Genomic DNA, 16027 nt, shown 5'->3' with positions numbered 1-16027 from the left:
AATAACCCCGGTGTCAGGATCTGGTCGACTGGTGGGTGCACCCGGCGGCCGGTCTGGCCGGCACGAGGCTGCCTGTCTAGGGCTGCGCGCGCGGTCGGTCGGTGGGAGCGTCGCCACCGGCAGAATCGGCCCGACGCCGGTGAGGGCGGGGACCGAAGCCGGTGGCCAGCGACCTGATCAGCTGGTTACTTGATCAGGTAGATGGTCGCGAACAGGCCGATCCACACGACGTCGACGAAGTGCCAGTAGTACGACACGACGATCGCGGCGGTGGCCTGCTCGTGCGTGAAGCGCTTGGCTGCGTACGTCCGTCCCAGGACCAGCAGGAAGGCGATCAGACCACCCGTCACGTGCAGACCGTGGAAGCCGGTGGTCAGGTAGAACACCGTGCCGTACGGGTCGGAGGACAGCGAGAGGCCGTCCTTCTTGACCAGCTCGGTGTACTCGAAGATCTGGCCGCCGATGAAGATCGCGCCCATCACGAAGGTGATGACGAACCACGAGCGGAGCTTCTTCACGTCCCCGCGCTCGGCAGCGAACACGCCGAGCTGGCAGGTCAGCGAGGAGAGCACCAGGATCGTGGTGTTGACCGAGGAGAAGGGCACGTTGAGGGCGTGCGCCTTCTCGGTCCAGAACTCGGCTCCCTTGACGGAGCGGAGCGTGAAGTACATCGCGAAGAGGGCCGCGAAGAACATCAACTCGGAACTGAGCCAGACGATCGTTCCGACGCTGACCATGTTCGGCCGGTTGACCGATCCGTGCGCGTGCCCGGTTTCTACTGCTGTTGCTGTCGCCACGACGGACATTATGTCGGTCCCTTATTCCGTCTTCACGCCGGGGGGTGTCCCTCGGAGTGTCCGGTGCGTGCGGTATGCCCCCCTGGAGGGCGGTGGGGGGTCCCAATGGCGGCTGAGCAGCGGCGTGTCCCTTTTCTGACGGTTCCTCGAAGGGGCCCGCGACCCCGTTGCCCAGCGCGTCGTTGCACGCATGGCGGAGCCTCCGGGGGTAATGCGCGGGCCCCTTATCGGCCGTACGGGTGGTCTGGACGGGTCCGGGTGACGGGCCGTCCTCCGGGCGGGTGAGTCGCGGGCGCGGCGGCTTGAGGAGGAAGGTCCGCGAAGGGACTCGGCGACGGGTGATCGGGAGTAGCATCCGGATCAGGCGAACGTGGTCCGGATCACACTTGAGGGAGCAGGGCCCATGGCGTACACGACCGACGAGACGCTCACCGTCCTCGTCTACAGCGATGACCGCAACACCCGCGAGCAGGTGCTGACGGCACTCGGCCGCCGGCCCGTCGAGGACCTTCCGGAACTTTCCTACCTGGAGTGCGCGACCACCCCCGCGGTGCTGAAGGCACTGGAGAAGGGCGGCGTGGACCTCTGCATCCTGGACGGCGAGGCGGTGCCGGCCGGCGGGCTCGGGCTCGGCCGCCAGCTCAAGGACGAGATCTACGGCTGCCCGCCGGTGCTGGTGCTGATCGGCCGGCCGCAGGACTCCTGGCTGGCCGCCTGGAGCCGGGCCGACGCCGCGATCTCCCGCCCGGTGGACCCGGTGGCGCTGGCCGAGGCGGTCGCCACCCTGCTGCGGGCGCGGCTGGCCAAGCGGGCGCCCGTCAGCCGCTGAGCGGTGCCGTCTCAGGACCAGAGAAGAGGCCGCCGCGGGGACCCCGCCGGTCGATAGGCTGACTCCATCCGTACGGACGTCCCCCCGACGCGGGGAACCCGACAACAGCTGGAGTCAGCCATGGTGAACGTGAACCCTGCGAACGGTGGTACCGCACCCGCGCAGGTGGTCCGCACCTGGCCGGACGTCCTGGCGGCGCTGTTGAAGGGGGAGGACCTCGACCGCTCGGCCACCGCGTGGGCGATGGACCGGATCATGAGCGGCGAGGCGTCCCCCGTCCAGGTGGCCGGGTTCATGGTGGCGCTGCGGGCCAAGGGCGAGACGGTCGACGAGATCACCGGCCTGGTGGACGCGATGTACGCGCACGCCGAGCCGCTGGACATCCCCGGCCCGGCCGTGGACATCGTCGGCACCGGCGGCGACCGGGCCAAGACCGTCAACATCTCCACCATGTCGGCGATCGTCGCGGCCGCGGCCGGCGCCAAGGTGGTCAAGCACGGCAACCGGGCCTCCTCCTCGGCCAGCGGCTCCTCGGACGTGCTGGAGAAGCTCGGCGTCCGCCTCGACCTGTCGGCCCGGCGGGTCGCCGAGATCGCCGAGGAGGTCGGGCTGACCTTCTGCTTCGCGGCCAAGTTCCACCCGTCGATGCGGCACGCCGCCACGGCCCGGCGCGACCTCGGGGTGCCGACCGCGTTCAACATCCTCGGCCCGCTGACCAACCCGGCCAAGGTCACCTCGCACGCGATCGGCTGCTTCGACACCCGGCTCGCCGGACTGATCGCCGGCGTGCTCGCCCGGCGCGGCTCGACCGGCCTGGTCTTCCGGGGCGACGACGGCCTGGACGAGCTGACCATCACCACCACCTCGCAGGTGTGGATCGTGCGGGACGGGACCGTCACCGAGACCGCCTTCGACCCGCGGGACGTCGGCGTCGAGCTGGTCGGCATCGAGGCGCTGCGCGGGGCGGACCCCTCGTACAACGCCGAGGTCGCGCGGCGGCTGCTGGCCGGCGAGCGCGGGGCCGTGCGGGACGCCGTCCTGATGAACACGGCGGCGGCGCTGGTCGCGCTCGACCTGGGCGAGGCGCCGCTCACCGAACAGCTCGCGGCCGGCATGGCGCGGGCGGAGCGGGCCATCGACTCGGGCGCGGCGCAGGAACTGCTGCGGCGTTGGTCGGAGGCCACCAGCCGGGTGTGAGGCGGTACTTGGGAGCCCGTGCCGGAACGCCGGCGCGGGCTCCTCGGCTGTCCGGATGGTGGATGCCCGTTTGACCACTCGCTGGGCGCGACCTAGAGTCTGGGCCAGGTCATGAGTGACAGCGCCAAGCCCCAGCTTGCTGTCCGGCAACCCTCCGTCCGTGGCGGGGTGCCCTGGGTGAGGACCGGGTCGCTCGGCAAATCGTCCGTGCGGCAAGCGCGGACACCCGACGACTTAGCACTCCCGGGGTCCCAGACCCCCAGAAGGAGTGCATCCTCATGTCCGTCTCCCACCCGTCGCCCGCCGCCACCCTTGTCTCGACGCGCTCCGCGCGGCAGCCTCGTGTTGAACTCTGCGCCCCCCTCGCCGTCCTCGGCCACGACGTGCAGGTCCCGCTCGCCAGCGGCGAGAAGGTCGGGTACGCGGCCCTCGACTACGCGGCCAGCTCCCCGGCGCTCCAGCGGGTCTGGGACGACGTCTCCGCCTACGCCCCCTACTACGGCAGCGTGCACCGCGGCGCCGGGTACCTCTCCCAGCTGTCCACCGACCTGTTCGAGCAGAGCCGCCGCACCGTCGCCGAGTTCCTCGACCTGCGCGAGGGCGACCAGGTGGTCTTCACCCGGGCCACCACCGACTCGCTGAACCTGCTCGCCTCGGCCGTCCCGGCCGGGACCCGGGTGTTCGCCTTCGAGACCGAGCACCACGCCTCGCTGCTGCCCTGGGCGCACGCCGGGCTCGACGTCCACTACCTGCGCGCGCCGCGCTCGCACGCCGAGGCGGTCGCCGCCCTGGACGCCGCGCTCGCCGAGGCGCCCGAGGGCCCCAAGCTGCTCTGCGTCACCGGCGCCTCCAACGTGACCGGCGAGCTGTGGCCGGTCGCCGAGCTGACCGGGACGGCGCACCGGCACGGCGCCCGGGTGGTGCTGGACGCCGCCCAGCTGGCCCCGCACCACCGGGTCTCGGTGCGCGAGCTGGACGTCGACTGGATCGCCTTCTCCGGCCACAAGATCTACGCGCCCTTCGGCGCCGGCGTGCTGGCCGGCCGGGCGGACTGGCTGGACGCGGCCGACCCCTACCTGGCCGGCGGCGGGGCGACCCGGACGGTGGCCCGGGAGAGCGACGGCTCGGTGGCCGTCCAGTGGCACTCCGGCCCGGCCCGGCACGAGGCCGGCTCGCCGAACGTCATCGGCGCCTACGCGATCGCCTCGGCCTGCCGGGCGCTGAGCGAGGCGGGCTTCGACGCGCTGGAGGCCCGGGAGCGGCAGCTGATCGCCCGGCTGACCGCCGGGCTGGCGGAGATCCCGCAGGTCAAGGTGCTGAACCTGTTCGGTGCCGAGGCGGCCCGGGTGGGTGTGCTGTCCTTCGTCGTCCAGGGCTGGAACAGCTCGCACTTCTCGGCCGCGCTGTCCGCCGAGTACGGCATCGGGGTCCGCGACGGCCTGTTCTGCGCGCACCCGCTGCTGCGCACCCTGCTGGGGGACGAGGAGGTCTCCCCCTCCGAGTGCGGGGCGCCCGAGCCGTCGCTGCCCGGCGAGCGCAGCCTGAACGCGATCCGGGTGAGCTTCGGGGCCGGTACCCCGGACGAGCACGTCGACCGCTTCCTGACCGCCGTGCGCGAGCTGGTCACGGACGGTGCCGCGTGGGACTACCGCAACGAGGGCGGGCGCTGCGTCGCCACCGTGCAGGTCGACCGGGGGCGTCAGCAGGGCTGAGGGGCCCGGTCGGCGGGGCCGAAGGGGCCTACTCGTCCAGGCCGAGGGCGAAGGCGGCCTCAAGGTCGTGCTGGGAGTAGGTGCGGAAGGCGATCTGGGTCTCGGTGTGGGCCACGCCCGGGACCTTGTTCAGCCGGCCCGGGATGACCGTGGCCAGATCGTCGTGCCGGCGCACCCGGACCATCGCCACCAGGTCGTAGCCACCGGTCACCGAGTACACCTCGCTGACGCCCTCGATGGCCGCGATGGCCTCGGCGATCTCCGGGATGCGGTCGACACTGGTCTTGATCAGGACGATGGCGGTGATCACTGTTCGGGCTCCTTTGTGGGGTGCCGCCAGCGTATCGGGCGTCAGCCGGGTCGTCTCGGGGGGTGGCTGACCGCCGTGCAGGCGTGGAGGAAGCCCGCCGAGAAGCCGATCACGTGGACCAGATAGGCCACCCCGGGCCCGGCCGAGTGGACCGACCACCACTGCAGGGCGAACCAGAGGCCGAGCACCAGCCAGGCCGGGAAGCGCAGCGGCAGGAACAGCAGCAGCGGGACGAGCGTCGTCACCCGGGCGCGCGGATGGAAGCGCAGGTAGGCGCCGAGGACGGCGGAGATCGCGCCGGAGGCGCCGATCAGCACCAGGGTGGAGCCCGGGGAGTGCGCCTCGGCGAGGGCGAACCCGTACGTGGCCAGGCTGCCGGCGGCCAGGTAGAAGACGGCGAACCGGGCCCGGCCCAGCCGCTGTTCGACGGTGGGGCCGAAGACGTGGAGGAAGAGCAGGTTGCCCAGCAGGTGCAGCCAGCCGGCGTGCACGAAGAGCCCGGTGAGGACGGACAGCGCCGGGTGCTTGCCCGGGGTGGGCGCGGCCGGGCAGCCCGGGGCCGGGTCGGGGGCCTGGGCCAGCTGCTCGGCGGTCAGCGGGCGGCCGGCCAGCACCTCGGCGGGGATGACGCCCCAGCGCTGCTCGTACCGCTGCTCCGCGCAGAGCCGGGACTGGCCGGTGCCGTACAGCGGGTTGAGCCCGGCGGCCGGGCCCAGCAGGAACACCAGGGTGTTGAGCGCGATCAGGGCGTAGGTGACCGCCGGGGCGGGCACGGACGGGTGCTCGCCCCGCGCGTCGGTGTGCCCGGGGGCCGTCAGTGCCATGCGGCCAAGCATCCCTCCGTGTCGGGCGTGTGACACGGCCTTGTACGGCAGGTGGACTAGCCCGCTCGTTCTCCTGACCGGTGGCCGGGATGGTTGCCCCAGGCAATAGGCTTGGGGCGGGCATTCCCGCCTCCCGCCGCCGACGCCGGGGCTCCGGGGGGAGCGCCTGGCCCACCCAGGGACCACCCGAGAGGACCCCCGATGACCGTCCCCGCCCTGACCGCCGAGACGCGCTGGCGCTGCACCCTGTGCGGAAACCTCACCCGCTTCGACGTGACCCGCACCGCGCGGGTCACCGAGTTCCTGCACTTCGACCTGGCCGGCGACTCCAAGGTCGAGGAGACCGAGGTGCTGAGCGAGACGATCGAGTCGGTGCGCTGCCGCTGGTGCAACGCCGTGGACCAGGTCGAGCTGGTGGCCCGTCCGGGCGCCGAGGGCGCGGAGGCCTCCGCCGAGCAGGGCTGACGCCCGACGGCGCGGGGGGCGGGTGCGCGGCGCGCCTGCCCGCCGCGCTGGGACAATACAGACAGGACGCACGGAGCGTGACGACAGGGCGGCGGCCGCGGGCCGTGACCCCGTAGGACCAGGATCGGAGCCGAGGACGTGGTGGACGCAGCGAGGGAGCCCGCCGAAGCGCAGGGGCTTCAGCCCGCTGCGGCCGTGCAGGCGCAGGCCGCCGATCCGGCCCCGTCCGAGCCCGCGGCCGTCGGCGGGGCGGCAGGTTCCGGTGAGTCGGCGGGGCCCGGTGAATCGGTGGGCTCCGGCGGGGCGGCGGGTACCGGCGAGGTGGCGCCGGAGCGTGCTGCCGAGAAGCTGGACCGGCCGCTGCCCGAGGGCGTGCGCCGGCGCGTGGTCGGCCTGGCCTCGGACGCGCTCGGCGGGCTGCCGCCCGGCGAGCTGCCGCAGAGCCTGCGCCAGTACGTCAAGTTCACCCCGGCCCGACGGGCCAAGTACGCGGCCACGGCGCTGGCCGCGGCGCTGGAGTCGGAGCCGGCGTTCCGGGTGCGGATAGCGGAGCGGCTGAGGCTGGGCCAGCCGGATCTGGTGAAGGCGTTGGAGTCGGGCAGCGTCCCGGGCGCCGCCGATCCGATGGACGTCGCGGCCGCTGCCTACCTGGTGCGGTCGGCCGGCTGGAGCCGGCTGGTGGCCGAGGCCGGGGAGGAGGCCGAGCGGGCCGGCGCCGAGGGCGCGGCCGCCGAGGCCACCCGGTTGGTGGAGAAGTTGCAGGCGGAGCTCGCCGAGCTGCGGTCCGCCGCCCGGGCGGACCTGGATCGGCAGCGCGCGGAGTCCGAGGACGTCCGCCGGGAGGCCGAGTCGCTGCGGAAGAAGGTGCGCTCGCTGGAGAGCGACACCCGCCGGGCGCAGGCCGAGACCAGGCGGCTGACCGCCGAGCTGGAGGCCGCGAGGGCGCAGGCGGCCACCGAGCGCGGCGCCGCGGAGTCCGAGGCGCGGCGGCTGCGGCACCGGGTCGGCGAGCTGGAGACGGCGGCCGAGCAGGGCCGCCGGTCGGCCCGCGAGGGCCGCAGCGTCGAGGACATGCGGCTGCGGCTGCTGCTGGACACGGTGCTGCAGTCGGCTCAGGGGCTCCAGCGGGAGCTGGCGCTGCCGGTCTCCCAGATCCGGCCGGGGGACCTGGTGGAGGCGGTGGTGCCGGGTGCGGCCTCGCCGCACGACGTGGCCCGGCGCGGTCTGGCCGACGACGATCCGGCGCTGCTGGACCAGCTGCTGGCGATCCCGCAGGTGCACCTGGTGGTGGACGGCTACAACGTGACCAAGACGGGCTATCCGACGCTGCCGCTGGAGCAGCAGCGGATCCGGCTGCTGGGCGGGCTGGCGATGCTGGCCCAGCGCACGCAGGCGGAGGTCACCTGCGTGTTCGACGGGCAGGACCTGGACGTTCCGGTGATCATGGCGCCACCGCGCGGGGTGCGGGTGCGGTTCAGCCGGACCGGCGAGACCGCGGACGAGCTGATCCGCCGTCTGGTGCGGGCCGAACCGCAGGGCCGTCCGGTGGTGGTGGTGTCCACCGACCGGGAGGTCGCGGAGGGCGTGCGGAAGGCCGGCGCGCGCCCCGTGGCTTCCGTTCTGCTGCTGAACCGGCTGGCGCGGCCCTGACGGCTTCCGCGACGGGATGACGCCTGGTCAGCGCCCGGTTTGCGGTGGTGTGCACATCCGGTGAAGCCCGCGGGGGAAGTGGAGTTCACGCCTTCGGGGGAGTGGCAAAACCCGTGGATCTTCCCTAGGGTGTGGCGTCAAACCTATTTTCCGGATTCTCACCTGATTGGGTGAGGCCGATGGAAGAAGGAGCAATTCCCTTGGCCTCGCACCGCCGTCCCAAGCAGCCGAGCCGCGCCCGGGTCTCCGTGCTCACCGCTGCCGCGGCGACCGCGGTCGCCCTCTCCGCGCAGGTCGCCGCGCACGCCGCGCCCCAGCCGAGCAAGAGCGACGTCAAGGCGCAGATCGACCAGCTCCAGCAGGACCAGGAGCAGGCGGCGGAGAAGTACAACGGCGCCAAGGAGCGGGCCGACCAGCTCCGCAAGCAGTCCGACCAGCTGCAGGACAAGGTGGCCCGCAGCCAGGACGAGATGACCCAGCTGCAGACCGGCCTGGCCGGCGTGGCGGGCGAGCAGTACCGCACCGGCGGCATCGACCCGTCCGTCCAGCTGATGCTCTCCTCGGACCCGTCCGGCTACCTGGAGAAGGCGTCCAGCGCCCAGCAGGCCAGCGCCAGCGAGTCCGAGGCGCTCAAGGGCCTGCTGGACCAGCAGCGCCGGCTGGACCAGGAGAAGTCCGAGGCCGCCGCCGTCCTGGCCTCGCTCGACTCCACCACCAAGGACCTGAACCAGGCCAAGACGGACGTCAACCAGAAGCTGAAGGCCGCGCAGGACCTGCTGAACTCGCTCAGCGCCTCCGACCGCGCCGCGCTGCGGGCCCAGCAGCAGCAGGACGACCGCGCCTCGCGCGGCAGCGACCGTGCCGACCTCGGCAGCCTCCCGCAGGCCGGCGGCTACGCGGGCGTGGCCGTCGCCAAGGCGATGAGCAAGCAGGGCTCGCCGTACGTGTGGGGCGCCACCGGCTCGACCACCTTCGACTGCTCGGGCCTGATGGTCTGGGCGTACGGCCAGGCCGGCGTCTCGCTGCCGCGCACCTCGCAGGAGCAGGGCAACGTCGGCACCAGGGTCTCGCTGGACCAGGCCCAGCCGGGCGACCTGGTCATCTACGGCCCCGACCGGCACCACGTCGGGATGTACATCGGCAACGGCATGGTGGTCCACGCGCCGCACACCGGTGACGTGGTGAAGGTGATGAAGGTCGACGCGATGCAGATCAACACGATCCGCCGGGTCTGACGTCCCGACACGCCCGAAGGGCCCGTCCGGGCCTGTGATCCACGCCACCCTCGGACCGGGGGTGGCGTTCGGGTTTTGTCCGCAGCATGACTCCCCGATGAAGAGTGATCAGCTTTACGTACGGCGGTGATCACTATGTGTCATATTCACAAAAGAACTTTGGTCTTCTTCCGTCTTTTTTCTGACAAGGATTTGAACGGATCACGGTTCAGTTACTAGGGTCGTGCCCCGAACCACCGCACTCCCGATCGCCCAGCCAGGGTGGCGGCGGTGGTTTCCGTCGAGTTCGTGACGCAGCGGGGCGGGCCCAGTGCCTGCCCGACGGGGAGCCCAGCAGTCGGGGGCGCTGTCGAACGGAGCCGGGGAACCACGTTCCTCCGGGGTGAATCGGCGCCAGGTCGGCCGGTGGAACGGCCGTGAGGCGTCGTAGGGCACGCTTCCGGCCCGAACCCGTCAGCTCACCCGGTAGACGGCGTAGGAAGAAGGAGTCCGCCTTCGTGGCGTCCCATCGTCGTCCCAAGCCCGCAAGTCGCACCCGGGTCTCGATCCTGACCGGCTTCGCCGCGGCGGCCGTCGCGCTGTCCGCGCAGTCCGGCGCCCACGCCGACCCGCAGCCGACCAAGGACCAGGTCAAGGAGCAGGTCGACCAGCTCAACGACCAGGCCGAGGTCGCGACCGAGAAGCTCAACGCCGCCCAGGAGAAGCAGCAGCAGCTGCAGAAGCAGGTCACCGACCTGCAGGACCAGGTGGCGCGGCAGCAGGGGCAGGTGACCGACCTGCAGGGCGGCCTGGCCGAGATCGCCGGCGAGCAGTACCGCAACGGCGGCATATCCCAGACCGTCCAGCTGATGTTCTCCGCCAGCCCGGACACCTTCCTGAGCCAGGCCGACACGCTGAACCAGGCCGGCGGCACCCAGAAGGGCCAGCTCAAGCAGCTCCAGGACGAGCAGCGCAAGCTCGACCAGGTGCGCTCCGAGGCCCAGGGCAAGCTCGCCGAGATGGAGACCACCACCCAGCAGCTGAAGAGCGCCAAGGACGAGGTCCAGGGCAAGCTCAAGGCCGCGCAGGACCTCTTCAACACCCTGTCCGAGCAGGAGCGCCAGGCGATCCGCGCGGCCGAGGAGAAGGCCGCCGCCGACGCCAAGGCGAAGGCCGACGCCGCCGCCAAGGCCGCCCAGCAGCAGCAGGCGGCCCAGCAGGCCGCCGACCGCTCCTCCCGGGACAACAACCGCAACGACCTGAGCGCGTCGCAGGCCCCCGCCGCGCCGGTCAGCAAGCCGAGCGCCGGCAGCTCGCGCGGCGCCGCGGCGCTGTCCATCGCCGCCTCCAAGATCGGCAGCCCGTACGTCTACGGCGCCTCCGGCCCCGGCTCCTTCGACTGCTCGGGCCTGATGGTCTGGGCGTTCAACCAGGTCGACGTCTCGCTGCCGCGCACCTCGCAGGAGCAGGCCCACGCCGGTACCCGGATCGGGAGCGACCTCTCCCAGGCCCAGCCCGGCGACCTCCTGATCTTCTACGGGGACGCCCACCACGTCGGCATCTACGCGGGCAACGGCCAGGTGCTGCACGCGCCGAAGCCGGGCGCGTCGGTCCGCTACGAGGCCGTCAGCAACATGCCGCTGACCTCCATCGTGCGGGTCTGATCCCAGCGCAGGTCCTCCCAGGCCCGGCCTTCCACCACGGAAGGCCGGGCCTGCGGCTTTTCCGGCGACTCGGACCGGTGTCCGATTAAGGGTCAAATATTCGGGTTGGCGGGGGTTTGGACTCGGTTGCCCGGACTCGCTAACGTCTGCCACCGGACTCCGCTTCCAGGGCCGCCCGCGTTGGTGCGGCGGCGGGGCCCCACCGCCGGATCGGAGCCGTTGCCGCCATGCCCGTGCACCGTCGTTCCCAACTGTTCGCCCGTGCGCTGGTGCTGACCGCGGCCGCCACCACCGCCCTGGGCGTGACGACGGGCGGCAGCGCCCAGGCCGCCCCCGCCGCGCCGGACGCGCCCACCCGCAAGGACGTCAAGGCGCAGGTGGAGCAGCTCTACGGCGAGGCCGAGCAGGCGTCCGAGAAGTACAACGCCGCCCAGGAGGCGCAGCAGCGGCTCCAGGGCGAGACGACCGTCCTCCAGGGCGAGATCGCCGTCGCCCAGGACCAGCTCAACCAGTTGCGCGGCGACCTCGCCACCGTGGCCGGCGCCGAGTACCGCGGCGGCGGCATGGCCCAGACCGTCCAGCTGATGCTCTCCACCGACCCGGAGGGCTACCTGTCCCGGGCCCGCACCCTCGACCAGGCCGCCGAGCGGCAGCAGGAGACCCTGCACGAACTGGCCACCCGCCAGCGCCGGCTCGACCAGCGCCGCACCGAGACCGCCGGCAAGCTCGCCGAACTCGACCAGGCCCGCCGCTCGCTCGCCGACAGCAAGCAGCAGATCCAGCAGCGGCTCACCAAGGCCCAGCGGCTGCTCAACAGCCTGGGCGTCGCCGAGCGGGCCCGGATGGCCGCCCAGGACGCCCGGGAGGCCGAGCAGCGCGCCACCCGGGGCACCGACCGGCTGGACCTCGGCACGGCCCCGCCCGCCTCCGAGCGCGGGGCGGCCGCGCTGGCCGCCGCGGTGGGGATGATCGGCTCGCCCTACCTCTACGGATCCACCGGGCCCCGCGCCTTCGACTGCTCCGGTCTGATGTACTACAGCTGGCGGCAGGCCGGAGTGACCCTGCCGCGCACCTCGCAGGCCCAGGCGTACGCCGGGCAGCGGGTCAGCCTCTCCGAAGCGCGGCCGGGAGACCTGGTGATCTTCTACCGGGACATGCACCACGTCGGGATGTACGCCGGCGGCGGGGTGATCGTGCACGCCCCCTACCCGGGCGCCAGGGTCCGCTACGAGAGCGTCAACGCGATGCCGGTCACGGGGGTGGTCCGGCTCTGAGCCCGGCACCGTCCGACCCCGACGCCCCCCACCCGACAGACGGCGCCCGCCGGACGCTGTCCCGGCGCGGTGCGCTGCTGCTCGCGGCCGGCGGGCTGGCCCAGCTGTCGCTGCCGCCGGCCGCCCCGGCGGCCCCCTCCGCGGCCGGGCGGGCGTCGGACCGGCTGGCGTCGGACCGGCGGGCCGAGGTGGCCGCGCTGCTGGACGCGCGGGCCCGGGCGCTGCCCTCCTGGTCCGGACCGGCGGCGATCGAGGCCGGCTACCGCAACCTGGTGCTCGGCGCGGACGCCGGGCCGGAGCGCCTCACGGCCGCCGCCGACCTGGCGGTCCGGATCATCGGCTACGACGACTACCCGGTGGTGTACCCGCGCCGGATCGATCTGGTCCGGTCCGGTGGCGGCTGGCGGGTCGACCGGGAGGAGAGTGCGAGCGGGCCCCCGGCGCTCTGGGACCTCGGCTCCGTCCGGTCCGCGGCGGGCGCGCACTGCCTGGTGCTCGGCCTGGCCGACGGGCCCGACCCGGCACCCCTGGTCGCGGTGGCCGACCGGGCCGCACCCGCCGTGAGCGAGGTCTGGGGCACCGGCTGGCCGGGCCGTCTGCTGCTCGAAGTGCCCGCCACCGCCGAGCAGTTCGCCCGGCTGCTGGAGGTCGACCCGGCGGGCTGGGCGGGCATGGCGGCGGTCACCTCGGCCGCCCCCGGCGCGCCCTGGCACACCCCCGCCGACCGGGTGCTGGTCAACCCCGACACGTTCGGGCGGCTCAGCGACTTCGGCCGGCAGGTGGTCGTCACCCACGAGGCCACCCACGTCGCGACCAGGGCCGACACCCGGGCCTGGACACCGCTCTGGCTCTCCGAGGGCGTCGCCGACTGGACCGCCTACCGGGGCTCCGGCCGGCGCCCGCAGCAGATCGCCCCCGAGCTGGCCAGGGACGTCGCCGCCGGCCGGCTGCCCACCGCGCTGCCCGCCGACCGGGACTTCACCGCGGGGGCCGACGGCATCGCCCAGGCGTACGAGCAGGCCTGGCTCGCCTGCGAGCTGATCGCCCGGCGCTACGGGCCCGAGCGGCTCGTCGCGTTCTACCGGGCGGTCGGCGGGGCCGACGGGCAGGGGGAGGACCGGGACCGCCGGCTGGACCGGCTGCTCCGGGCCGGACCGGGCGTGGGCCTGGCCGAGTTCACCCGGCTCTGGCTGGACGAGGTGGCCGCGCTGCGCGGTTGAAGGCGCGCGTCGTTCAGCGCCGTTGCCTGGCCGGGGTGCCGGGCCGCTGTCCGGCCGGGGTGCCGGGCCGGTCGATGCCGTCCAGCAGGTCCTGCTCGTAGGCGATGCCGGGGCGCACCGGGTAGGCGCCGGCGGGCACCGGCTCGGGCTTGGCCAGCACCACCGTCGCCGGGAGCTGTGCCGGGCCGCGGGTGGCGCGCCAGAGCCGGACGCAGGAGAGCACGGTGGCGGCCAGCAGCAGCAGGTTGCGCAGGCTGAGCACGGTGACGCCCCAGGGCTCGCTGGCGAGGATCCGGCTGAACATCAGCGGGAACTCGGCCAGCGTCAGCGGGCAGGCGAGCAGGATCAGCAGGGCCACCGGCCGCTGGCTGCTGCCGCGCACGGTCAGGCAGACGGCGGCGACGCCGATCAGCCAGACCAGGTACTGCGGGCTGATCACCCGGCTGGTGACGGTGAAGATGAGCAGCGCGCTGAGCGCCGCGTCGTACATGGTGGCCGCGTTGCGGCGCTTGGCGGTGAAGCGCCAGAGCAGCAGCCAGGCGAAGCCCAGCACGGTGCCGGCCATCATCACCTTGCTGATCACGGGGACCCACGGCCCGAGCATCTCCGGGGAGCCGTAGTTCATGGTGACCTTGCCGTCCCAGGCGTCCGCGAGCCGGGCGAAGTGCAGCGGCAGTGCGCCGAGCGACTCCACCTCGATGCCGCGCTCCTTCTGGAAGGCGAGGAAGCCGAAGGCGCCGTTCATCCCGGCCGCGAGCAGGAAGCCCACCGAGACGGCGGTGGCCGCGGCCAGCGTCCAGGCGCGGCGGGTGCGGCGGCCGGAGGGGGTGCCGATCAGGGCGAGCAGCGGCCAGATCTTGATGATCCCGCCCAGGCCGAGCAGCATCCCGCCGATCGCCGGGCGGCGGATCAGCGCCAGCAGGCCGGCCAGGGCGATCGCGGTGACGATGATGTCCAGCCGGTTGTAGACCATCGGGCCGAGCAGCGGCACGGCCACCACCCACATCCAGGCGCCGGTCAGTGCCCGGCCCCGGCGCAGTCCGGTGCGGACCAGCAGGGCGGTGGCGGCGATGTCGGCGATCCCGCAGATCACCCAGAAGGAGACCAGGTACGACCAGGGCAGCAGGCCGGGCAGCAGGATCACCAGGGCCGCGCCGGGCGGGTACTGCCAGGTCACGTCGTCGAACGGGAAGGTGCCGGTCTGCAGGACGCCGTACCAGGCGTGGTAGATCATCCAGACGTCCGCGGTGATGTCCCCGCCGATCCCCTTGATCACGCCGGTCATCAGCAGCACCAGCAGCGTCCGGGTGGCCAGCCAGGTGGCGCCGAGTGCGGCGAGCGCCCCGAACGGGCGGCCAGGGGCACGGGCCGGCTCCTGCCGGGCGGCCGGCGTCGGGCCGGGGCCGGCGGCGCCGCTGGGTGTACCGGACTCGGTGGCCGGGGCCAACTCCACTGCGCTCCCTCGTTCGTCTCGGACGTCCCACCGGAGGCGCCGCGCGACGGACGCCCGGGCGGTCGGCGGGGCGGGCGCGGCACGCTGGGCCGGGCCGCCACCGGCCGCCTAGGTTCTAGGACTGACCCGGGGGTGAAACGGTTGCCGAGCGCGGATCCGTTCCCGGCGGGTCATGGTGTTGACCTATCGTACGGATCACCCAGCGGTACACCGAGCACCCCCCGACAAGCGAGCCGTGGCCTGAATGCACCGAACCTTGATCGTCACCAACGACTTCCCGCCCCGCCCCGGCGGCATCCAGGCCTTCGTGCACAACATGGCTGTACGTCAGCCCGCCGGGAGCATCGTGGTGTACGCCTCCACCTGGCGGGACGGCAGTGAGGTGGCCCGCTTCGACGCCGAGCAGCCGTTCCCGGTGATCCGGGACCGGACGAAGGTGATGGTTCCCACACCGCGGGTCACCCGGCGGGCCGCCGAGATCCTGCGGGCGGAGAAGTGCGACTCGGTCTGGTTCGGCGCCGCCGCCCCGCTCGGGCTGATGGCGCCCGCGCTGCGCCGGGCCGGTGCGGCGCGGCTGCTCGGCATGACCCACGGGCACGAGGCCGCCTGGGCCCAGCTGCCGGCCGCCCGGCAGCTGCTGCGGCGGATCGGTGCGGGCACCGACGTGCTGACCTACCTGGGGGAGTACACCCGGTCCCGGATCGCGGGCGCGGTCGGGCCGCAGGCCGCGGCCCGGATGGTGCAGCTGCCGCCGGGCGTGGACGAGACGACCTTCCACCCGGGCTCGGGGGGCGCCGAGGTGCGTCGCCGGCTCGGGCTGGCGGACCGGCCGGTGGTGGTCTGCGTCTCCCGGCTGGTGCCGCGCAAGGGCCAGGACACGCTGATCGAGGCGATGCCGCAGATCCTCGCCGACGTGCCGGACGCCGTGCTGCTGATCGTCGGCGGCGGCCCGTACCGGGCGGACCTGGAGAAGCTGGCCGATGCCAAGGGGGTCCGGGCCTCGGTGCGCTTCACCGGCTCGGTGCCGTGGGAGGAGCTGCCCGCCCACTACGGGGCCGGGGACGTCTTCGCGATGCCCTGCCGGACCAGACGCGGGGGGCTGGACGTCGAGGGGCTGGGCATCGTCTACCTGGAGGCCTCGGCGACCGGTCTGCCGGTGGTCGCGGGCGACTCCGGCGGCGCGCCGGACGCGGTGCTGGAGGGCGAGACCGGGTACGTGGTGCCGGGCGGCTCGGCCGCCGCGGCCGCCGAGCGGATCGTCCGGCTGCTGGGCGACGAGGAGCTGCGGCGGCGGATGGGGGAGGCCGGGCGGCGCTGGGTGGAGCGCTCCTGGCGCTGGGACCTGCTGGCCGGGCGGCTGACCTCGCTGCTGGCGGCCTAGAAGCCGGCTTGGACCCGTGAGCGGGCCCCGTCTCCTT

The 16027-nt window shown here is 73.4% G+C and carries 14 protein-coding genes and 2 riboswitches; of the genes, 10 read left to right on the top strand and 4 right to left on the bottom strand.

Annotation, left to right across the window (positions count from 1 at the left end; all coding sequences use genetic code 11):
• Positions 1 to 185 precede the first annotated feature (185 nt).
• Positions 186 to 806, bottom strand: a complete 621-nt coding sequence (locus ACFVTF_RS10315) for a heme-copper oxidase subunit III (RefSeq protein WP_063347284.1) — start codon at positions 804 to 806, stop codon at positions 186 to 188.
• A gap of 394 nt (positions 807 to 1200) precedes the next feature.
• Here ACFVTF_RS10315 and ACFVTF_RS10310 point away from each other — a divergent pair, with 394 nt between their 5' ends.
• From ACFVTF_RS10310 to ACFVTF_RS10300, 3 genes are all read left to right on the top strand, one after another.
• Positions 1201 to 1626, top strand: coding sequence for a hypothetical protein (locus ACFVTF_RS10310; RefSeq protein WP_350886353.1), 426 nt, complete (start codon positions 1201 to 1203; stop codon positions 1624 to 1626).
• A 120-nt stretch (positions 1627 to 1746) separates the two neighbouring features.
• Positions 1747 to 2823 carry an anthranilate phosphoribosyltransferase gene (trpD, locus tag ACFVTF_RS10305; RefSeq protein ID WP_363583004.1) on the top strand — a complete coding sequence of 359 codons (1077 nt, stop codon included), beginning with the start codon at positions 1747 to 1749 and terminating at the stop codon, positions 2821 to 2823.
• Positions 2824 to 2930: 107 nt separating this feature from the next.
• Positions 2931 to 3048: riboswitch (SAM riboswitch) on the top strand.
• A 53-nt stretch (positions 3049 to 3101) separates the two neighbouring features.
• Complete coding sequence (locus ACFVTF_RS10300) at positions 3102 to 4535, top strand: aminotransferase class V-fold PLP-dependent enzyme (RefSeq protein ID WP_371516701.1); 1434 nt, start codon at positions 3102 to 3104, stop codon at positions 4533 to 4535.
• Positions 4536 to 4563: 28 nt separating this feature from the next.
• Here the strand turns inward: ACFVTF_RS10300 and ACFVTF_RS10295 are convergent, their stop codons facing one another.
• Positions 4564 to 4845, bottom strand: coding sequence for an Lrp/AsnC ligand binding domain-containing protein (locus ACFVTF_RS10295; RefSeq protein ID WP_387811622.1), 282 nt, complete (start codon positions 4843 to 4845; stop codon positions 4564 to 4566).
• A gap of 41 nt (positions 4846 to 4886) precedes the next feature.
• Positions 4887 to 5669: a rhomboid family intramembrane serine protease gene (locus ACFVTF_RS10290; protein WP_387811619.1), complete on the bottom strand. Its 783-nt coding sequence runs from the start codon at positions 5667 to 5669 to the stop codon at positions 4887 to 4889.
• A gap of 201 nt (positions 5670 to 5870) precedes the next feature.
• Here ACFVTF_RS10290 and ACFVTF_RS10285 point away from each other — a divergent pair, with 201 nt between their 5' ends.
• The 6 genes from ACFVTF_RS10285 (at position 5871) to ACFVTF_RS10260 (ending at position 13156) form a co-directional block, all read left to right on the top strand.
• Positions 5871 to 6134 carry a hypothetical protein gene (locus ACFVTF_RS10285; protein WP_387811616.1) on the top strand — a complete coding sequence of 88 codons (264 nt, stop codon included), beginning with the start codon at positions 5871 to 5873 and terminating at the stop codon, positions 6132 to 6134.
• A gap of 288 nt (positions 6135 to 6422) precedes the next feature.
• Positions 6423 to 7784 carry an NYN domain-containing protein gene (locus ACFVTF_RS10280; protein WP_387811707.1) on the top strand — a complete coding sequence of 454 codons (1362 nt, stop codon included), beginning with the start codon at positions 6423 to 6425 and terminating at the stop codon, positions 7782 to 7784.
• Positions 7785 to 7984: 200 nt separating this feature from the next.
• Positions 7985 to 9019, top strand: coding sequence for an NlpC/P60 family protein (locus ACFVTF_RS10275; RefSeq protein WP_387811613.1), 1035 nt, complete (start codon positions 7985 to 7987; stop codon positions 9017 to 9019).
• Between the two features lie 337 nt (positions 9020 to 9356).
• Positions 9357 to 9506, top strand: a riboswitch (cyclic di-AMP (ydaO/yuaA leader).
• A 10-nt stretch (positions 9507 to 9516) separates the two neighbouring features.
• On the top strand, positions 9517 to 10662 hold the full coding sequence (locus ACFVTF_RS10270) for an NlpC/P60 family protein (RefSeq protein ID WP_387811610.1): 1146 nt from the start codon (positions 9517 to 9519) through the stop codon (positions 10660 to 10662).
• Positions 10663 to 10889: 227 nt separating this feature from the next.
• Positions 10890 to 11936: an NlpC/P60 family protein gene (locus tag ACFVTF_RS10265; RefSeq protein ID WP_387811607.1), complete on the top strand. Its 1047-nt coding sequence runs from the start codon at positions 10890 to 10892 to the stop codon at positions 11934 to 11936.
• A 188-nt stretch (positions 11937 to 12124) separates the two neighbouring features.
• Positions 12125 to 13156 carry a hypothetical protein gene (locus tag ACFVTF_RS10260; protein WP_387811604.1) on the top strand — a complete coding sequence of 344 codons (1032 nt, stop codon included), beginning with the start codon at positions 12125 to 12127 and terminating at the stop codon, positions 13154 to 13156.
• A gap of 13 nt (positions 13157 to 13169) precedes the next feature.
• Here ACFVTF_RS10260 and ACFVTF_RS10255 read toward each other — a convergent pair whose 3' ends face one another.
• The gene (locus ACFVTF_RS10255; protein WP_371516694.1) at positions 13170 to 14609 is read right to left on the bottom strand and encodes a glycosyltransferase 87 family protein; all 1440 of its coding nucleotides are present in this window, start codon (positions 14607 to 14609) and stop codon (positions 13170 to 13172) included.
• A gap of 244 nt (positions 14610 to 14853) precedes the next feature.
• On the opposite strand from ACFVTF_RS10255, the gene ACFVTF_RS10250 reads away from it, so the two are divergent.
• A complete protein-coding gene (locus tag ACFVTF_RS10250) occupies positions 14854 to 15990 on the top strand; it encodes a glycosyltransferase family 4 protein (RefSeq protein WP_363582986.1) in 1137 nt (378 codons plus the stop codon).
• Positions 15991 to 16027: the final 37 nt, after the last annotated feature.

The sequence above is a fragment of the Kitasatospora sp. NPDC057940 genome (assembly GCF_042887425.1).
Classification (GTDB): Bacteria; Actinomycetota; Actinomycetes; order Streptomycetales; family Streptomycetaceae; genus Kitasatospora.
The sequence above is the reverse complement of the archived record's forward strand: the minus strand, read 5'-3'. Positions and strand labels throughout refer to the sequence as shown.

Bases quoted from the DNA above. Each gene is read 5' to 3' on its own strand.
- ACFVTF_RS10315 (WP_063347284.1), bottom strand. From the start codon at position 806: ATGTCCGTCGTGGCGACAGCAACAGCAGTAGAAACCGGGCACGCGCAC.
- ACFVTF_RS10310 (WP_350886353.1), top strand. From the start codon at position 1,201: ATGGCGTACACGACCGACGAGACGCTCACCGTCCTCGTCTACAGCGAT.
- trpD (WP_363583004.1), top strand. From the start codon at position 1,747: ATGGTGAACGTGAACCCTGCGAACGGTGGTACCGCACCCGCGCAGGTG.
- ACFVTF_RS10300 (WP_371516701.1), top strand. From the start codon at position 3,102: ATGTCCGTCTCCCACCCGTCGCCCGCCGCCACCCTTGTCTCGACGCGC.
- ACFVTF_RS10290 (WP_387811619.1), bottom strand. From the start codon at position 5,669: ATGGCACTGACGGCCCCCGGGCACACCGACGCGCGGGGCGAGCACCCG.
- ACFVTF_RS10285 (WP_387811616.1), top strand. From the start codon at position 5,871: ATGACCGTCCCCGCCCTGACCGCCGAGACGCGCTGGCGCTGCACCCTG.
- ACFVTF_RS10265 (WP_387811607.1), top strand. From the start codon at position 10,890: ATGCCCGTGCACCGTCGTTCCCAACTGTTCGCCCGTGCGCTGGTGCTG.
- ACFVTF_RS10250 (WP_363582986.1), top strand. From the start codon at position 14,854: ATGCACCGAACCTTGATCGTCACCAACGACTTCCCGCCCCGCCCCGGC.